The sequence below is a fragment of the Pseudalkalibacillus hwajinpoensis genome, from assembly GCF_015234585.1.
Taxonomy (GTDB): domain Bacteria; phylum Bacillota; class Bacilli; order Bacillales; family Guptibacillaceae; genus Guptibacillus; species Guptibacillus hwajinpoensis_B.
In genome coordinates, this window is the sequence record NZ_JADFCM010000002.1 from 63,893 (window position 1) to 80,547 (window position 16,655).

At 34.5% G+C, this 16,655-nt stretch carries 20 protein-coding genes; 7 read left to right on the forward strand and 13 right to left on the reverse strand.

Going from position 1 to position 16,655, the window contains the following annotated elements; all coding sequences use genetic code 11:
• Positions 1-15 precede the first annotated feature (15 nt).
• Positions 16-318 (forward strand): hypothetical protein, encoded by a 303-nt coding sequence (locus tag IQ283_RS08275; protein ID WP_194219724.1) that lies wholly within the window; start codon positions 16-18, stop codon positions 316-318.
• 91 nt (positions 319-409) lie between these two features.
• Here the strand turns inward: IQ283_RS08275 and IQ283_RS08280 are convergent, their stop codons facing one another.
• The 5 genes from IQ283_RS08280 to IQ283_RS08300 all read right to left on the reverse strand — a co-directional run bounded on the left by IQ283_RS08280 (position 410) and on the right by IQ283_RS08300 (position 3,336).
• Complete coding sequence (locus tag IQ283_RS08280; RefSeq protein WP_194219908.1) at positions 410-814, reverse strand: IS3 family transposase; 405 nt, start codon at positions 812-814, stop codon at positions 410-412.
• A 12-nt stretch (positions 815-826) separates the two neighbouring features.
• Positions 827-1,351, reverse strand: a complete 525-nt coding sequence (locus IQ283_RS24385) for an IS3 family transposase (RefSeq protein WP_194219909.1) — start codon at positions 1,349-1,351, stop codon at positions 827-829.
• On the reverse strand, positions 1,237-1,800 hold the full coding sequence (locus tag IQ283_RS08290; protein ID WP_194219725.1) for a helix-turn-helix domain-containing protein: 564 nt from the start codon (positions 1,798-1,800) through the stop codon (positions 1,237-1,239). The genes IQ283_RS24385 and IQ283_RS08290 overlap by 115 nt, the downstream gene beginning before the upstream one ends.
• 75 nt (positions 1,801-1,875) lie before the next feature.
• Positions 1,876-2,721 carry an SH3 domain-containing protein gene (locus IQ283_RS08295; RefSeq protein ID WP_194219726.1) on the reverse strand — a complete coding sequence of 282 codons (846 nt, stop codon included), beginning with the start codon at positions 2,719-2,721 and terminating at the stop codon, positions 1,876-1,878.
• A 174-nt stretch (positions 2,722-2,895) separates the two neighbouring features.
• Positions 2,896-3,336, reverse strand: a complete 441-nt coding sequence (locus tag IQ283_RS08300; protein WP_194219727.1) for a hypothetical protein — start codon at positions 3,334-3,336, stop codon at positions 2,896-2,898.
• Between the two features lie 137 nt (positions 3,337-3,473).
• Here IQ283_RS08300 and IQ283_RS08305 point away from each other — a divergent pair, with 137 nt between their 5' ends.
• A complete protein-coding gene (locus tag IQ283_RS08305) occupies positions 3,474-4,133 on the forward strand; it encodes a hypothetical protein (protein WP_194219728.1) in 660 nt (219 codons plus the stop codon).
• Between the two features lie 344 nt (positions 4,134-4,477).
• Here the strand turns inward: IQ283_RS08305 and IQ283_RS08310 are convergent, their stop codons facing one another.
• The 4 genes from IQ283_RS08310 to IQ283_RS08325 all read right to left on the reverse strand — a co-directional run bounded on the left by IQ283_RS08310 (position 4,478) and on the right by IQ283_RS08325 (position 6,940).
• Positions 4,478-4,771 (reverse strand): hypothetical protein, encoded by a 294-nt coding sequence (locus IQ283_RS08310; RefSeq protein ID WP_194219729.1) that lies wholly within the window; start codon positions 4,769-4,771, stop codon positions 4,478-4,480.
• Positions 4,772-4,789: 18 nt separating this feature from the next.
• Complete coding sequence (locus IQ283_RS08315) at positions 4,790-5,767, reverse strand: helix-turn-helix domain-containing protein (protein ID WP_194219730.1); 978 nt, start codon at positions 5,765-5,767, stop codon at positions 4,790-4,792.
• Positions 5,768-5,927: 160 nt separating this feature from the next.
• Complete coding sequence (locus tag IQ283_RS08320; RefSeq protein WP_194219731.1) at positions 5,928-6,236, reverse strand: hypothetical protein; 309 nt, start codon at positions 6,234-6,236, stop codon at positions 5,928-5,930.
• Positions 6,237-6,343: 107 nt separating this feature from the next.
• A complete protein-coding gene (locus IQ283_RS08325; RefSeq protein WP_194219732.1) occupies positions 6,344-6,940 on the reverse strand; it encodes a hypothetical protein in 597 nt (198 codons plus the stop codon).
• A gap of 520 nt (positions 6,941-7,460) precedes the next feature.
• Between IQ283_RS08325 and IQ283_RS08330 the strand changes: the two genes are divergently transcribed.
• The 3 genes from IQ283_RS08330 (at position 7,461) to IQ283_RS08340 (ending at position 9,973) form a co-directional block, all read left to right on the forward strand.
• Positions 7,461-8,684, forward strand: coding sequence for a tyrosine-type recombinase/integrase (locus IQ283_RS08330; RefSeq protein ID WP_194219733.1), 1,224 nt, complete (start codon positions 7,461-7,463; stop codon positions 8,682-8,684).
• A 181-nt stretch (positions 8,685-8,865) separates the two neighbouring features.
• Positions 8,866-9,276, forward strand: a complete 411-nt coding sequence (locus IQ283_RS08335) for a tetratricopeptide repeat protein (protein WP_194219734.1) — start codon at positions 8,866-8,868, stop codon at positions 9,274-9,276.
• A 97-nt stretch (positions 9,277-9,373) separates the two neighbouring features.
• The gene (locus IQ283_RS08340; RefSeq protein ID WP_194219735.1) at positions 9,374-9,973 is read left to right on the forward strand and encodes a response regulator transcription factor; all 600 of its coding nucleotides are present in this window, start codon (positions 9,374-9,376) and stop codon (positions 9,971-9,973) included.
• Positions 9,974-10,089: 116 nt separating this feature from the next.
• On the opposite strand, the gene IQ283_RS08345 is transcribed toward IQ283_RS08340, so the two are convergent.
• From IQ283_RS08345 to istA, 4 genes are all read right to left on the reverse strand, one after another.
• Positions 10,090-11,424 (reverse strand): LLM class flavin-dependent oxidoreductase, encoded by a 1,335-nt coding sequence (locus IQ283_RS08345; RefSeq protein ID WP_194219736.1) that lies wholly within the window; start codon positions 11,422-11,424, stop codon positions 10,090-10,092.
• Between the two features lie 406 nt (positions 11,425-11,830).
• A complete protein-coding gene (gene istB, locus IQ283_RS08350) occupies positions 11,831-12,595 on the reverse strand; it encodes an IS21-like element helper ATPase IstB (RefSeq protein WP_194219737.1) in 765 nt (254 codons plus the stop codon).
• Positions 12,592-13,272: a Mu transposase domain-containing protein gene (locus IQ283_RS24115; protein ID WP_242057294.1), complete on the reverse strand. Its 681-nt coding sequence runs from the start codon at positions 13,270-13,272 to the stop codon at positions 12,592-12,594. Before IQ283_RS24115 ends, istB begins: the two co-directional genes overlap by 4 nt.
• Entirely contained in the window at positions 13,254-14,162 is a 909-nt protein-coding gene (istA, locus tag IQ283_RS24120) for an IS21 family transposase (protein ID WP_242057295.1), read from the reverse strand. Before istA ends, IQ283_RS24115 begins: the two co-directional genes overlap by 19 nt.
• A 244-nt stretch (positions 14,163-14,406) precedes the next feature.
• Between istA and IQ283_RS08360 the strand changes: the two genes are divergently transcribed.
• Both IQ283_RS08360 and IQ283_RS08365 read left to right on the forward strand, forming a co-directional pair.
• Positions 14,407-15,513 carry an MvdC/MvdD family ATP grasp protein gene (locus IQ283_RS08360; RefSeq protein ID WP_194219738.1) on the forward strand — a complete coding sequence of 369 codons (1,107 nt, stop codon included), beginning with the start codon at positions 14,407-14,409 and terminating at the stop codon, positions 15,511-15,513.
• Entirely contained in the window at positions 15,501-16,634 is a 1,134-nt protein-coding gene (locus tag IQ283_RS08365; RefSeq protein ID WP_206759443.1) for a SagB/ThcOx family dehydrogenase, read from the forward strand. The genes IQ283_RS08360 and IQ283_RS08365 overlap by 13 nt, the downstream gene beginning before the upstream one ends.
• Positions 16,635-16,655 lie beyond the last annotated feature (21 nt).

A 16,655-nucleotide genomic window follows, 5' to 3' on the forward strand; every position in this document is an offset into this window, starting at 1 on the left:
ATGGATGGTGAGACAATGGATTTTGATATTGATTGGTGGGATAATTTCTGGGAGAAACAAAGGCAAAAAGAAGCATTGAGAATACAAATTAAAAACGAACTAGTTTCCGAAGCAGAACTATTAACTTTACATCTTGAGCATTGTTATGCGGTTAGTAATCTGAGCGAACGCCATAGAACAATAGTCGATCAGTTAGAACATAATTTTGATGGCCAAGCAAACAAAGCTATCATACAGCGTTTTGAAGAAAATCAAACGAAGTTACTTCAACTAAAAATGATATATGAAATGCTCCGTGACAGCATAAAAGTTCGATAAAAATAAGAAGCCTTTAAATATAATAACGGGTGCGTTTTGAGGTGCAAAAAAACATCCGTTGGGTAGTGACCCCTAAAAGTTAGAGTTTTTATTATGCAGCTGTTTGGCTGGTTTGAGTTCGGTATTGGATCGGACTTAAACCAACCAATTTTCCTTTTACGCGTTCATGATTATAATAGTCCACGTATACTTCAAGTTTTCTTTTCAGTTCTTCATAAGATACAAGTTTTTCTCCATAATACATTTCTTGTTTGAGAATCCCGAAGAAGTTCTCCATTGCCGCATTATCGGCACAGGTTGCTTTTCTGGACATACTTTGAAAGATTCGATTCTTCTTTAATGTTTTCACCCATTTGTTGTGTTGATAATGCCAGCCTTGATCTGAGTGAATGGTGGTCCGGTATTTGGCTTCCGTTCGTATGGTGGCCAACGCTTCAGTCAATGGCTTTAATACAAGGTCGAGAGTTGGTCGGTTGGAAATCCCAAACGAAACAATTTCTCCATTGAATTAGTCCATGAACGGGCTCAAATAAAGCTTTTCATTTCCTGTACATTTAAATTCAGTCACATCGGTGACGAGTTTTTGGAGCCGGATTGGCGTATAGAATCTGCGTTTCAATCGGTTTTGAGCCACTTTCCCCACCGTACCTTTGTACGATTTATACCGGAATTTCCGAGTGAACTTTTCACACTTTAATCCCAATTCATTCATTATCTGTTGCACTTTTTTATGGTTGATGACATACCCCTGGTTTCGAAGCGCTAAGTGAATGCGACGATAGCCGTATTTTCCCTCGTGCTCATCGAAGAGTTTGGTGATTATTTCTTTCCACTCTTGATTTGGGTCTTCGTTCTTTAATTGCTTTACCTGGTAATGGTAGGTGGCCTCGGGAATGGCTACGCTCCGTAAAGCATCTTTTAATTTGAATCCTTCTTTTTTGAGTTCGAATACCAGCGCTGCTTGTGCTTTTCGAGATAGGCATTCGGGTTCTCCTGAAAAGCTTTTAACTTTTTTAGATAAAAATTCTCTAATCGCAGAAGCTCATTTTCACGCTCTAGTTGTTCTTCCCGCGTTAACTCTTTTTCTGTTTTCGATGACTTGTTTTTATGATTTTTTGACATAGAGGGCCGTCCTTTCGCTTTTTCGTGGAGGCATCCGATTCCTTCCTTCTGTAATGTCCTGGACCAATTCGCGATTAGTGAAGGATTGTTTATTTTGAAGGCAATCGCAGTCTCCCGATGAGAAGCGCCTGTCTGTTTCATAAAGTGTAATACATTTAACTTAAATTGGACAGGGAAGACTTGTCTTGAACGCTTTCTCCTCAATCCCTCTTTTCCAAAAGCTTGATAAGCACGAACCCAACCCATGATTGGAGATTTATCAGGCATTCCGTACTTTTTAGCTAATAAAGTGTACCCTAAAGACCCTTGGAGATACTCCATTACCACTTCTAATTTAAAATTCTCACTATACTTTGCCATACAAAAACACCCCGGAAGTTAGTTTTTTAACTCTAACTTCCGGGGTGCACTACCTTGGTGGTGCTTTTTTTAGAATTACCTTATCTGTTTAATATATCTTGTATTAACCCAACCTCTTTCAAGTTCACCATCACCATTCTCATATTCCACAAACGTCCAATTACGGTTCTTTTCAATAATTCTTACTATGTTACCAATGTTTAGTACATCTACAATATTAGACTGTTTCTTCTTATTAGAACGAACATAAAGATTATCCTTTATCACTAAACGATGTTGCATCTTAAAGTAGGTGGGAATTGTCATATCTTCTACTACTCTCTCAGCTACTAAAATCTTTTCTTTAGATGATACATTATCTGAACTATTGATAGCTATAGTTATTTGTCCAGATGCAACACTAACTATTAGACTTAAAATCAAATTAATAACAAGATGTTTCTTACCTGCACTTGAGTCTGTTGCCCAATAAACTATTTTATTAATTAAATTCGGGAAAGCACTGACCGACTCCATATTCTCTTCTTCAGTGATTCTGCTAATTTCTAATTCGATTTCTCCAGAAATCTCTCTTAACTCTCCATCATCTAAATAGCCTATATCTGACTCTATATCAACACTATCTATAAAAGCATTAAGTGCTTCAAAGTCAATACTTTGGGTAATACTTCTTAATGTGTTTGCTTGTTCTGCAACTGTTAAAAGAATTTGATGAAGTGCAGGACGATAACTAATCATACTCTTACGAATATCAGAAAGAACAACAGTAGTAACCTTTGCCATTTCGCGAATAGTATTATTATACTTTCTATTGGCTTCTATTATCATGGGCCTTAGCTCTCTAAAAGATTCGATTTGTTTAACAGTCTGCCTTATCACTCTTGCAATTTCCTGATCACTATAAGAGAGATTAATATTCATTCGATCACCTCAACTAATGATAGATTAAGCTTACCAGAAAGTTCAAGTTAAAATAAAAATTTGTAGAATGCATTCAATTATATCTATACGCTTTTAATAGGCTCAATAATCAAGTTAATACCTTCAACTGTTCCTTCCCTATATCTTCAACTATCACTATTAAGGTTTTGAAGTTCACCTATAATTTTTACCCCCAATTAGAATTTCGGAATTAAGATTATGTTTGTCTATTAATTTTCTCATTCCCTTATCAGAATAAGATATGTTATATTTTTCCTTCGCTATATTTATTAATTGCTTAATGGTATAACTGTTATCTTTGATGATCTTTTTAAATTCTTTTAACTCATTATTAGATAACTTACAATTTGGACCTGGAACAAGGTGCGGTTTGGATAAAGTAGGGTCAATTCTGTGTATTTCTATGTATTTATCTATGGTTACTCTACTCATACCTGTTATTAGTGAAATAGTTTTTTTATTATATCCCATAAAATAAAGCATGCACGTTTGATAAAATACATATTTAGCATTTTCATATCTGTTTATTTTCATTAAATCTCTCAGTCTACTAACTTCTTCATCAAGCTTGAAATCATTTTTTGTACTAATCATATTTACACCTCCTATCGATTACCCTTCTAGAATCAATAAAATTCAAGATTTCCGCGTACACTAATAGTTCAACCTTAGGAAAAATACATAAATACTCATGCTATCATTTTTATATACTACCAATCAGGAGGATTATTATGTTAAACAATTACCAGGATTACAATAGTCAATCACAACACGGATTCCATCAAGACCATTTCAATCAAAATCATCAAGACCTACAAAAATATCAACAACCAACCCAATATTTCCATCAGTCCCAATGGGATGATTATAATCAGAACACTCCGCAAAATTATAGTGTCGAAACTCATCCAATCCATGAATACCAATATCAACAGAACTATCAAGAGCAACAGCAGCCTTACTATCCAGAGGATCATCATGGATACGATCATGATCTCGTTGAAGAAGTTTTTTCGACTAATAGATTAAAAAATATACTTCAAACAGATTTATCTTTCACTATTCAAAATATTGCTGACGAAATAAGAGAAATGAACGGTTATCAATTACTTATATTCAAATCATATGACTCAAAGAAAAAACTCATAGAGTTTAATACCACGAACAATGTTAGTTTCCCTTCTTCGAGTAATCAAATGTACAAAGTAGATAACGTAATATTACGTTCACTTGGCGAGGTAAAAGTGTATTTTTCATTAGTGAAACGTGGAGTCATGATTTTCCCTAATTGCCTTGCTGTAATAGGAGAAGAAAAGACCGAACCGGATTATATTGTTCAAACTAAAAAAGGTAATGCTATCTTAGATATATTAAACAAACTATACTCATAAAGATAGGGAAAAAGATGCTTTATTAACTAGAAAGTATCAAGATTCTGGCTTACAAACTAGATCATATACTTCTCAAGAATGTTTGGAAAAGCCTGATTGGGTTGTTAACGATTTCCTAGAATGGTTGTATACTAAATAAGAATTAGAAAGAAATGATAAAAAAAGACTTATCGGAATAAATTCATAAGCCAGGAAGCTACAATTTAGTCGCCACCTGGCTTATTTAAACGAAGATTCTCTAGTTATTCAGTAGAAGCAGCTTTTAATATTTAAGTAACCAAAGAATCATTTCAATGTTTTCTTCTTCAATTTCTTTATTTGACTTCATTTTTCTCTCTTCGTTGCTATTCTATATACTTTTTGACATCTTCTTCATAGAAAATTCCTAGAGTTTGATTTGGAAACCCAACCTCATAACAAATTTTTCCATTTGGTAATATTTTAACACTTTTTATTGTCCCTTTTTTTCCGGCAAATGAGGAAATATAATGAAAGTCTTCTGGATCGAGGGAAGGCTCCGGCTGTCGTACTTCAATCATCTCTTGTAACTTATAAAGTGGTGAATCATCCGGTATGGGAGCAACTTCAACTGTCTTTTCATTTACTTCTTCAAATAAATTTAATTGATCAAAGCCCATGCCTTGCCGCCTTTCATTTCATTTGTATTCTTCACCTATTTCAATCAATTCCCTTAAGTATGCTTCTAATGAAGTGTTGTGTTCTTTAGCCTGATTCATTAATTCTTGTTTCTTATTAGAAGTCAAATAGATAGGAACAGGTTTTAAATCACTGTCTATATAGACATCTTCATTTCGATTAATGATTTTTCCCTCAACTAAATTACTCTCTAATAATGATACTTCTTTCGAATGTTCTACTTCATTTAATGGAAGCAAGATAGGCTTAACTTTCACTACTATATCTGAATCAGTATGACTTACTTTAATGTTTCTTGGTCCCAGATACTGATAAAGAAGTTCAATTAATGCGTAAATTGGAGATGAGATGTGTCTTGGTTTAGTGAAGGAAAACGTGGCATAACCTTTCTTGCCACCGATGTATTTCTTAAGTTCAATTGGATGTTCAATTTCATAACCAGATTTTTCTGCTTCAGATATAGGCAATACTTCTCCATCTTCAGTAGTTATTAAAACCTGACTTCCGTCAATTTTGGTAATTCGCGCAGCCCCATTGCTAGGATGAATTAATCGTTGATAGAGAAAGTACTTATACTCTTTGTCCTCTACCACATAAAACTGCTTTGCATCTTTGTATTCGATATATAACTTACTTTCAATAAATTTTTCTAGTTCTTCCTCCGTTACAAAATATCGTTCTAGCCCTCTGTAAACTTGTTTGAACGACTTTATAATCCCTTTGTTGAGATAAGATTTGACCGTAGGCAAAGGCATGTCTAACTTATTTGCTATATCTCCTGATGTATAACCTGGTTTCTTACGGCTATCTTTAAGAGTTTGAACATCTTCTTTTCTGAAGAGCTTAGTATTATCGATCCGCCAATCTTCATGAACAGGTACAAGCTCCTTTTTCTTAATCCAGCTGTACACCGTTTCAACTGCTACATCTAATTCTTCAGCTACTTGTATTGTTGTAAGGTAATTTTCATTATTCATGTGGGACAAACTCCTTATTTGTTCTAATATCATCGATATTTTATTTTTCTGTTACTATACAGTATATCGTAAATTGGTAGGTTACTTTAGGCATAAAAAACCATGAATTTGCCATGAGTTATTAGTTAAAGCATAAGTTTTCCATTTTTAAAGCAGACGTTTACCAATATCGATTCAAGTTCTTATAGTAATGAAATTTCCCTGCTTGCCTTATCCTCGTAATTTTAGCAGCAAGCGCTTTAGGTGGCCTTGCTAATGCCATCCCCATCGAGTTCATACCATCGGAAGCATATTTGCATAGGTACTCTTTTTCTTCTTCCGTAAACCGCTTTCCAAGATTTTGGTGGTAACAGGGGTGATACTTCATATATCCTTGATCATCGTATTCCACTCCAGGACAGAAGATCCCCTTTTCACAATGACAAGGTTGGAAAAAGGTTAATTGTTCCTGCAATTGTCTTTCACCCATAATCATAACCTCCTAATACCCTTATTAACTAGACAAGTTCTCTCAATCCTTTGTTCCACTAAGAAAGTAAGGAAGCCACTACTTTTTACGTGACTTCCTTACTGAAGCTACCTTTTTTGGAATGCTTCTGCTTCTTTTCTTGTAGGGAATATCATTGCAAGCTGGTTGTTTGTCAGTTTGTAATAGGTACCATTTGGTTCGTGAGTAATCGGAAATACGTGATGAGAGGATTTGGTTACTTTATTAAAGACGATCGGAATAACTCCCTCGTTTGTTGATATAAATGCCGTGTCACCTTTTGTATACCCTACGTCTTTTCGCCATGCTTCTCTCTCAGCCACAAACTTATCAAGCTTATGTCTTTTGTGGATCTTCTCAAGTGATGCCGGTAACCCCACCATACTCTGTCCATTATTAAGAATATAATCAATCGGAAGTTTTTTCTTAGGGTTGATGCTGATAATAATGCCTAGTTCACCGGATTGTTTATCTCTTATTGGCAAACCTGGTATCGCTTCTTCTAAGGTAAGTGAATCTCCACTAGTGATCATGTAAGTAATAGGAGGAAATTTCTTCTGAAGTGTTTTTATTACTTCTTCTTTGGCACTCGACAGTATTTGAGTTTCCGTTAACGTCTCCTCTCCATTTACAGTTACAGTAAATGGTTGTTCAAATCGAATCGTTACAGTTCTTACTTCGTTCATTTGGAACACCCTCTCTTAAAGTTTGTTATGGAGGTCTCAAAATCTTTCCACCCATTAGACCTCGGCAGCCCTATATCAATGTGTACTAGATTACTAGCGACACATAAAAAAGGACGAGCGCATTGTACAGATAGTCATTTCTTCGAATCTGACCATCCAATATATATCGATAATTCCAATTAACTATTTAAATAGTTATATTTATCTGAATTACCAACTTAATGAAATTGTATCACATACTTTAAATATTAAAAAGCATTATATATATAAATGGATATATTAATATTATTTTAAATATCTATTAATATAAAAGAGCAAGACTAATTTAGTATTTTTCTGTTCGTATGTAATTATTAGATATACATACATGATAGAATGTAAATATGTTGTCTTATATAATAATTAAATGTCTAAAGTGTTATTTTGTTTTCCGCAATGTCTTTCACATTAAATAATTTAAGTGATATATCTAGTCTCAATATCTATATAAAGCTAATATCTGAATAGGAGGTTAATACTTATGAATGAGCAAGATAATTATGAATTAGTTCTGGATTCACATGGTTTAGCAGAACAAAAGAATGCCATCCTTCCCAACCGTATGCTATCGCTTCAAAAACAGATGCTGGATAGTAGTCGTTATACTCAATTAATGGACCAAACTGAATACGATCCCGACTTTGATTACTCTGCTGTTTTCAATGACCTCGAAATGATTTATTTGTTTGTACATCATGAGCGCGATCTAGATAAACAAAAAAACCGAACAAAAAAAACAAAAAAAGAATATTTGCGAGAGTTGCTCTTCTTCTATAACCAGATATCTGCTGTAGGCGACTTGTATAACTTTGATTCTACAAAAGCAGACCTTTTTACATTATTGAAGCAATTAAAACCTAAGCATATAAGGAAGTATCAAGCCTGGTTGAAAGAAGTAAAGTTAGGAAGAGTAAAAAAGAGGGATAACGATAAGCTGGTAGAAAATAAAGAAAATGAAGACAAAAAAGGAACCTATTCTGTAGCAACCTTATCGAGAAAAACGGTCATACTAAAAGCTTTTTTTGAATTTTTATATAAACGGAAGTACATATCTAGAAGACTTCATGAAGCACTTCAGACTAGTAATGTTCATGAAAAGGACCGTCCTAATCGAGATTTATACGAGGCTGAAGTACTGCAGTTGCTTAAATACTTTAAAAATAATATCGTAGAGCATACCATCATCAGTGTTCTAGCCAGTACTGGACTTCGAGTGAAGGAATTATGTCAAGCTCGTATTTGTGATCTTTCATATTACGAAGGTAAACTGTTTTTAGAGGTTATTGGGAAGGGTAATGAAAAAAGAGAAGTATTAATTCACCCTAAGATATGGGAGCGGATTGTGACTTACCGTTCGAGGAGAAGGTATCCATCTGAACTAGATGGGAGTGATAAGACCCCCTTATTACCAGATGCAAAAGGAAAGGCTTATAATGAGAAATACCTTTCATCATATATATCCAAAGTAATAAACCGTGCGCCTTTGCCGTTCCTTAAAGCAAGAAGTGATAGAATTTCAGCTCATCATTTCAGACACTTTTTTAGTATATATAGTTCTCAACAAGGTGCTAGTATAGAAAGTATATCAAAGACCCTTGGCCATAAGAGTCTTGCTACCACACAGATCTATTTACAAAAACGATTATCTCGAATGGATAATGCTGCCCACACATGGATAGATTCAAGCTTTATTGATGATATGTAAATAAAAAATATGGGGTGACGATGACGATATGTTAGATGCTCTAAAAAGGTTATTCGGAGGAAGAGATAGTGAGAAATTTCGTGCTGACCATAATACCGTTAGGCATATAGAAAATAATTAAAACCTTACAAAATCAAAAGAAAAAAGGCTATCAAAGAATTCACCTTTAAGGGAGACATGGTTGAAGTATAATCATGGAGAACTTTCTGAACATAAAGGGATTAAGCTATTAGCAGAAGAGGCTGAAAAATATGAAGGTCAATATCCAATAGATATGCATTATGTGTATTTGACACTTCAGAAATATTTTTATACAAAGCGAGAAAAAGGAGCAAATTTAAAAAGATGTCAAAATATACCAGAAAAGGATATGGCCATTTATCCTGAGTTTAAAAAAGCGTACTTAGAAGAACATGATTACTTCGTAAACTATCCTGCATTTAAACTAATGGCTATAATACTTGAGAAGCAAGGGAAATTTGAAGAAGCTATCCAAGTATGTAATAGAGCGATAGAGTTAGGTGTAGAATGTGATACGAAGAGCGGATTTGAAGGTAGAAAGAAAAAATTAGAAAAGAAATTAAATGATTGAATGCAAGATTCATACATGATTTGTGAAATCCCTTCCTTTAAACGCTACATATATTAGAGCATTTACGTTAACTACATAGATTAAAGGAGAACTACAATTGAATACATCAAAGATAAACGTAGGTGTTCCTCAAGACTATCAGGAAGAAACTCTCTACCAGGATCTTGCTAAGTGTCAAAAGATTAAGCTCACAGATATTAAATTAAATTCAATAGATTTTTTCTTAATAGAATTACGAGACTTTTTTCAGATTTTACCGATTAAAAAGTCTTGCAACTGCAAAATTATAGTCCTATTTAATAAAGGTGAAGAGAAATGGGTAACGGATGTAATTAATAGCGGTGCAGCAGCTTATGTAAAAAAGAATACTTCGCAAATTTATAAAGCTTTAAAGATGATATCAAAGTACAAAATATATATAGATGAGATTGCTATGAAATATTTTATAAATGACTATCGATTTATTAAAGATGCTGATATTCCAGAACCGACAACTATTACCATAAAAGAAAAAGAGGTATTACAAAGCTTAGTTGATGGATATAGTACCTATTTAGAACTATCTAAAGTACTTAAAATTAGTGAAAAGACTGTAAGCAATCACATCCATAACATTCTCCAGAAGTTAAATGTAGAGAGCCGTACTGAAGCTATAGTAAGGGCTTTAAAACAAGGTTGGATAAACATAACCAAGTAGAAAAGCAGCTCAAAAGGGAAACCTTATGTGCTGCTTATTTATCTCTAAAGCTAAGCTATTTAAGAAGCGCCACTGATTTCGCCAGTGATTACACTTACTAGCTTTGATCTATATCTTCAAGTTTTTTGGTGCACCTGGTTTACTGGAATTTTCAAACCTAGATTTTCTCTTAAAGTCATTCCCTGATAATCAACTCTAAATAATTCTTTTCGTTGGAGAATAGGAATTACTTGTTCAACAAAAATGTTTAAATCCTCAGGAAGTGTTACAGGCATGACGTTAAAAGCATCCGCTCCTTTTTCTTTAAACCAGACTTCCATGTGATCTGCCAAAGCTTCGGGTGTTCCCACAAAATAGTTATGACCATTTCTACTTGCTACGTACTGACCTAATTCACCTAAAGTGAAGTTGTATTCATCACTAATTGTCAATAAGTACTCATACTTGATCTCTAACTCCCAATTAAAACTAAAGTCTATATTTTTCGGCAATGGTTTTTCAAAACTATAATTGTTTAAATTAAACTCATTTAGATACCTCGAGAGAGTCTTTTTGCCCGTAGATAATGGAATTAATCGAAGAAGTAAATCATATTTAGCCCTCGCTTCTTCATCGGTATCTCCTAACAAAGGCGTGATGCCTGGCATGACAATAATATCCTCTTTACTTCTACCAAATACTTTAGCCTGCTCTTTAATACTTTTATAAAAAATTTTAGCATCCTCTAAAGAAACTTGATTCGTAAAAACTACTTCTGCATACTTTGCTGCTAAACGTTGACCTCTAGGTGAAGATCCTGCTTGGATTAACACTGGGTGCCCTTGCTTACTCATTGGTAAGCTTAATGGACCCTTAACAGAGAAAAATTCACCTTCGTGTTCTATTGAATGAAGTTTATTATCGTTAAAAAACTCTCCGGTTTTTACATTTCTTGTTAGAGCATCCTCTTCCCAAGAATTCCACAAACCTTTAACGATATGAACAAACTCATCTGCTCGTTCATATCTTTTTTCATGTTTCATATGTTCTGCATTACCAAAATTACTAGCTGATTCTGGATCTGCAGTTGTTACAATATTCCATGCAGCCCTACCATTTGATAAATGATCTAAAGAGCTTAATTGTCTTGCGGAATTATAAGGTTCGCTATATGTAGTTGACATAGTGCCCGCTAAGCCAATATTGGTAGTAGAATCTGAAAGGTTAGAAAGCAGAGTAATAGGTTCAAAATCGACTAAAATGTTTGGGTGAGATTCTTTGTTTATTGATAACCCATCGGCAAAAAACACAAAATCAAACTTTCCTTTCTCCGCTTTTCTTGTTAAGTCTTTAATAAAATCTAAATTTAACGCTCCGTCTGATGGACTCGTTGGATACCGCCAAGAGGAAATATGATGTCCTGTACCTGCGATGAATAAAGATAATTTCATTTCTCTTTTCTTATTAAACATATTAAACTCCTCCTCTGTTCATAATTACTAATTCTACTAAACATTATACATAAAGTGAAATTATGTTTAGTTTATTAAACTACATTTTTCTCTAAAATATGCACGGTTTATTTTTAAAAAAATTCAAATAAATTGATTTTTCGAGTATTTAAGAGGAAATAACCGGAAATTAAAGGAAAAAAGATAATTGTCGAGTTATTTAACATTATACAACATTTTACTAAAATTACAGCAAGTATTAATATAGTTATTGAGATCAAGCAAAGGAGGCGATATTATGTTGAAAGAACTAGCTAAAGCTATTAAGGAAAACAACGCACCAGCTTCAGTTCAAGGTTATGCTAACGATTATTACACTCGTCAAAGCATGTGTGACCGTCAAGTAGAATGACACAAGTTCTGCTGATTAATTTGAAACACCTTGTTCACCAAAAATCGTTTTTCTATGCTTCATTCTCCAACTATCTTCATTTAAATGAATAATTTCTACTCGATGTAAGATTCGATCCAAGATAGCTGTCGTAATCGCTTGGTCGCCCAATAGTTCTCCCCACTCTTTTGGCCCTTTATTTGACGTTAATATGATCGCTGTTTGATTGTATAGGTTATTAATCAGATGGAAAAACATATTCGCTTCCTGTTTATTCATTGCCATAAACATCAAATCATCTATGATAACTAAATCTGCTTCTCTAATTCGCTTCATTCTTGTTTTCGATTTCCTCGTGATTTCTTCTGTTTTTAACGCTTGAATTAGGTCTCCCATGGTCGTGAAAATGACCTTATAACCTTGATTTAATGCCTCAATACCCAGACCTATCGATAGGTGGGTCTTTCCGACACCTGGCGGTCCAAGAAAAATAATGTTATAAAGCTGCTCAATCCATGTTAAATCTTTTAATTGGTTTAACTTCTTACTACTTAAGGATTTTTGCTCCTTTACGTCATAATCATCGATTGTATTATGGAAAGGGAAGGTCGCCCAATTAAAACGTTTTTCCAGTTGCTTCTCATCTCTGCGATTTTGTTCATAGGTGGCAAGATCCAGGAGAAACTGAGTAAAAGATAAGTTCTTTTTCTCAGCTTCTCTGATCAATTCAGGCAATTGATTTGCGGTCTCAGCTAGTCTTAAAGACCTTAGTAAATCTTGTACTTGCTGGAACTGACTCAATTTGCCTCACCTTCTTCCAATAAAACCGTATAGGTATCTACGTTTCTTTTTTGTGCTTCTGTTTCCATCGCCCAACCAGATACGCTCTTTAATGGTGAAACAATCTTAGCGTTATCATTCGGTGTCTCATGATCCTGTCGTTGTCGTTGAAGGTATAAAATGATATCGCTGAAATCTGTTGCACTATATAAGTTTCTTTTTATACATTCTTGTAGAGCTGCCGTTAGAATCTGTGCGTTTTGTTGTTTTGTTTCTCTTAGGATCATTTGTAACTGATCGCGAATATATCGTGGATACTTCTCACGAAGTTTATCCAGGTAATCAAACGCCATTGTTGTTTCCTCAAACCGTTTAGCTACGTTATCTATAAAGGCATCTATCCCTTTTGTACGATCTCTCGCATGCTGGCGATCTTTCATTAAGCGTCCTCTGCCATCCGGGATCTGATGTTTGGCTAGAAGTTCTCCTGTCTCTCGGTGATAGATTAATAAGTGTCGGTCATCTGTTGCCTTGATTGAGACCGTTTCATATTTATGAAACGTTCCTAATGGAAGAGAGTACCTGTTAGACAAATACCGTATGGTATTGTCCTTATGCACACTTCTTGTTATACTGTTTTCATAATTGTTTAGGAAATGAACATTTCCTTTGACTGGTCTTAAGTGTTGCTTTTCCAAGGAGAACACTTCGACCGGTCTTTTTTTGTTGTATTGTGGATTTTATAGTTACCTGTTCGATGCAACCATTCCCACCCTTGTTCATTCCACGCATCAATATTCTGGAACACTCTATGTTTTGCGAAATTGTACTTGATAAATCCGACCACATTTTCGATCTTTCCTTTGCTTTCTGGATCAGCTTTACGACAAACCCGGAGGTTTAATTTCCTCGTTTCTCTATATTGCTGAAACTCTTTCGTCAAAATAAGATCGCCACCATTTTCGCTCACCACTATAAGGCTATCCTGGTCATAAACTAATTCTTTTGGAATCCCACTGAACCATTGAAACGCATTTTCATGTGCCTGAATGACATCCTGAGTGGTAAAAGGTCGATCTAACCATTCCTGGTATTTATATCTTGAGTTAGACAAAACAAAGGCAATAAAGTTTAGTTTCATTTCTTTATTATCAGATGTTTTTTGTTTTGTATGTCCAAAATCAACTTGAATCTGCTGCCCCATGGGTGAATCAGGTATCGCTTCGTATTCTCTTGGTGACGTTTCTTTTGTTATTTGATAGTCTTTTCGTAACTCTCTTACGAAAGCACGAACCGTGCTCTCACCAACTTTAAGATCTTTGTGCCTCTCCATTAACCAATCTTGTACCTGGGCTGCTGTAAGATCAGGATGCTCATTCAACCAAGATAAGATTAACGCCTTATAAGGGTCTAGAATCTTCTTTCTTGTTTGTAAGGATTCTACCCATACGGCCATGTCCGAAGGAGATTTCTTAAGGTGTCGATAGACAGTCGATCTTGATACTCCTAGCTTGTTTGCCACTTTAGACTTACTAAATCCCTGTTTGATTAGCTGTTGAATTTCCATATACATTTCCCACTTATCCACCTTTGTTCGGCCCTCCACTGATCTATGATATAAACTATCTAATCATACAATGGAAGAGCTTTCTATTTAACTGGTATATTAGGGTAAATAAGTGTTTCATCTTAAATAGCGAAAACTGTCTACTTTAGTTTAGCAGTCACAGCATGCCACTAGACAAAAAAGACAAGTAATAATTTGTCTTAATAACAATTGAGTAGTACCACATTTATTGTGGTACTATTCTAATTTATGGAGGAGTTAAATAATGAGTAAACTTCCCTTTCTATTAAATTTCCCTAATAAAGTGATTAGTTTAAATAACTTAGGTGGCGGTCTAGATTTTAGAGCGAATATGGTTGAAGTGTATGGTAAAGAGATTCTATCCTCTAAGTATGATGAAGAAACGATTCTGATATTAACCAGAATCCATGATCAAGAAGCAGATATGGTAGGTTTAGAACTTGCTTCAAAAGGGATAAATTATATCCGCATTAATATTGATGAGGTTCCTCAGAAATATAATTTATCAATTCATTTTCAAGAAGGTGCTCCCAAAATTACAATAGAAGGACCGGACTTCAATAGACTATCTTTAACCGATGTAGACGTTGTTTGGCTTAGAAGGTTCGTAGATTATGATAACTTCGGATATAAGTCAAACAATATAATTGCTGACAAATATGTTCTAAATGAATGGAAATACCTTTTTGAATCTTTGTATACAAGCGACAAAGTAAGATGGATCAATCATCCTCAATCAGAAATTCGACTTAATAAAATAAAACAATTAGAGGTCGCTGCATCAAAAGGAATGGTTACTCTTCCTACATTAATCTCCAACGATGAAAATGATATAAGAGATTTCCGAAACATACATAAAAGGGTAATCGCCAAAACCATGTATTCTCACTATGTTGAGCATAACGAAGAGTTACATTCTATCTTTGGTAAAGAAATTACTGAAGATGAATTAGAATATATGGATACCACTGGTGACGCTCCAGTTATTTATCAAAAGTTCGTTCCGGATGCACAAGAAGTAAGAGTTACTGTAATTGGAAATAACGTTTTTTCTGCGCTCATTCCCAAAAAGAGTCATACAGATGATTGGCATAGGGATGAAATTAAAGATGTAAAACTCATACCGATAGACATACCTGATGAATTAAAACAAAAATGTCTTTCTTATATAAGCTCAGTAAAACTGGACTACGGAGCATTTGATTTTATGTTAACTGAGGATAATGAGTTCATCTTTTTAGAAGTAAACCCAACAGGTGATTGGCGCTGGGTTGAAATATGTACAAATCAAGCTATCACAGACACGGTTGTAAACCACCTGATCCAGAAAGCAAAACGGTGTCTAAATTGAGCATAAAAATTAAATTGGTAGATAACATTGTCTTGTTCTGGGAAGGTGACGTACTCGTTTGTGACGATTATGTGCAGCATAAACAACATACTCTCAATCCATCAGTTATTGAGATTTTAGATTATTTTAAGAGTTGGAAAGATATAAATGAGATTTCCGAATTAAGAACAGAAGAAGATGATGATTATAAGGAAGTAATAAATACGATTGGCTATTTAATGAATGAGAAAATCTTAGTAACTAACGATGATCAAGGTAAACCTGATTTATCCCTCTGGAAAGAATGGGGAAAGGCCGCAGAGTATTTTCATTATTACTCACGAGGAGGCAAAAACGATTCGTACATTTTATCAACAGACGATTTCGAAAGACTTAAGAACAAAACAGAATACCAAAAGCCTCCAGAGATCACAAAAAATTATCCTAATTCCTTAAAAACAAGTTTGCCCCTTCCAATAGTCGATTATAAAAAATCTTTTTTAGATGTTCTATTTAATAGGCAAACCATTAGAACGTATAACCCTTCAGAATCAATAAATAAAGAGGAGTTGTCTTCCGCATTATACTACGTATGGGGAGCTGTCGCTTGCTGGTTAGATCAAGGCATGGGAAAAGCTTTATTGAAAACCAGTCCTTCTGGAGGTTCCAGGCACCCCATAGAAATTTACCCTTGTATCATGAACGTTGAAGGTGTTGAATCTGGTCTATATCATTATTCTGTGGAAAATCATGAACTCGAACTAATTGACAAACCAAATGATATTCGTAGCCTATGCAAAGAGATGTGCGGAGATCAAAAACATACTCAGTTGCCTGCAGTGGTCTTCTTTTATAGCGCAGTAATAGAAAGAGAAGTTTGGAAATATAGCGTTCCTAAGGCTTACAGAGCACTCTACATGGATCTCGGACATTTAAGCCAAACATTATATTTAGTAGCTTCTTATCTACAATTAGGTTGTTTTTATACCGCTGCACTGAGGGATGAGTTAGTTGAAGAAAAATTGAAATTAGATTGGACTAACGAAGTAGTTATTGGAGCATCGGGTATTGGAGCATTAACCGATGAAGTAAAGGGGCAAAATAACTTAGGCAGATTTGTTAGAAACGATGTAAATTACTAAAAATAAGCTATCGATTAGATA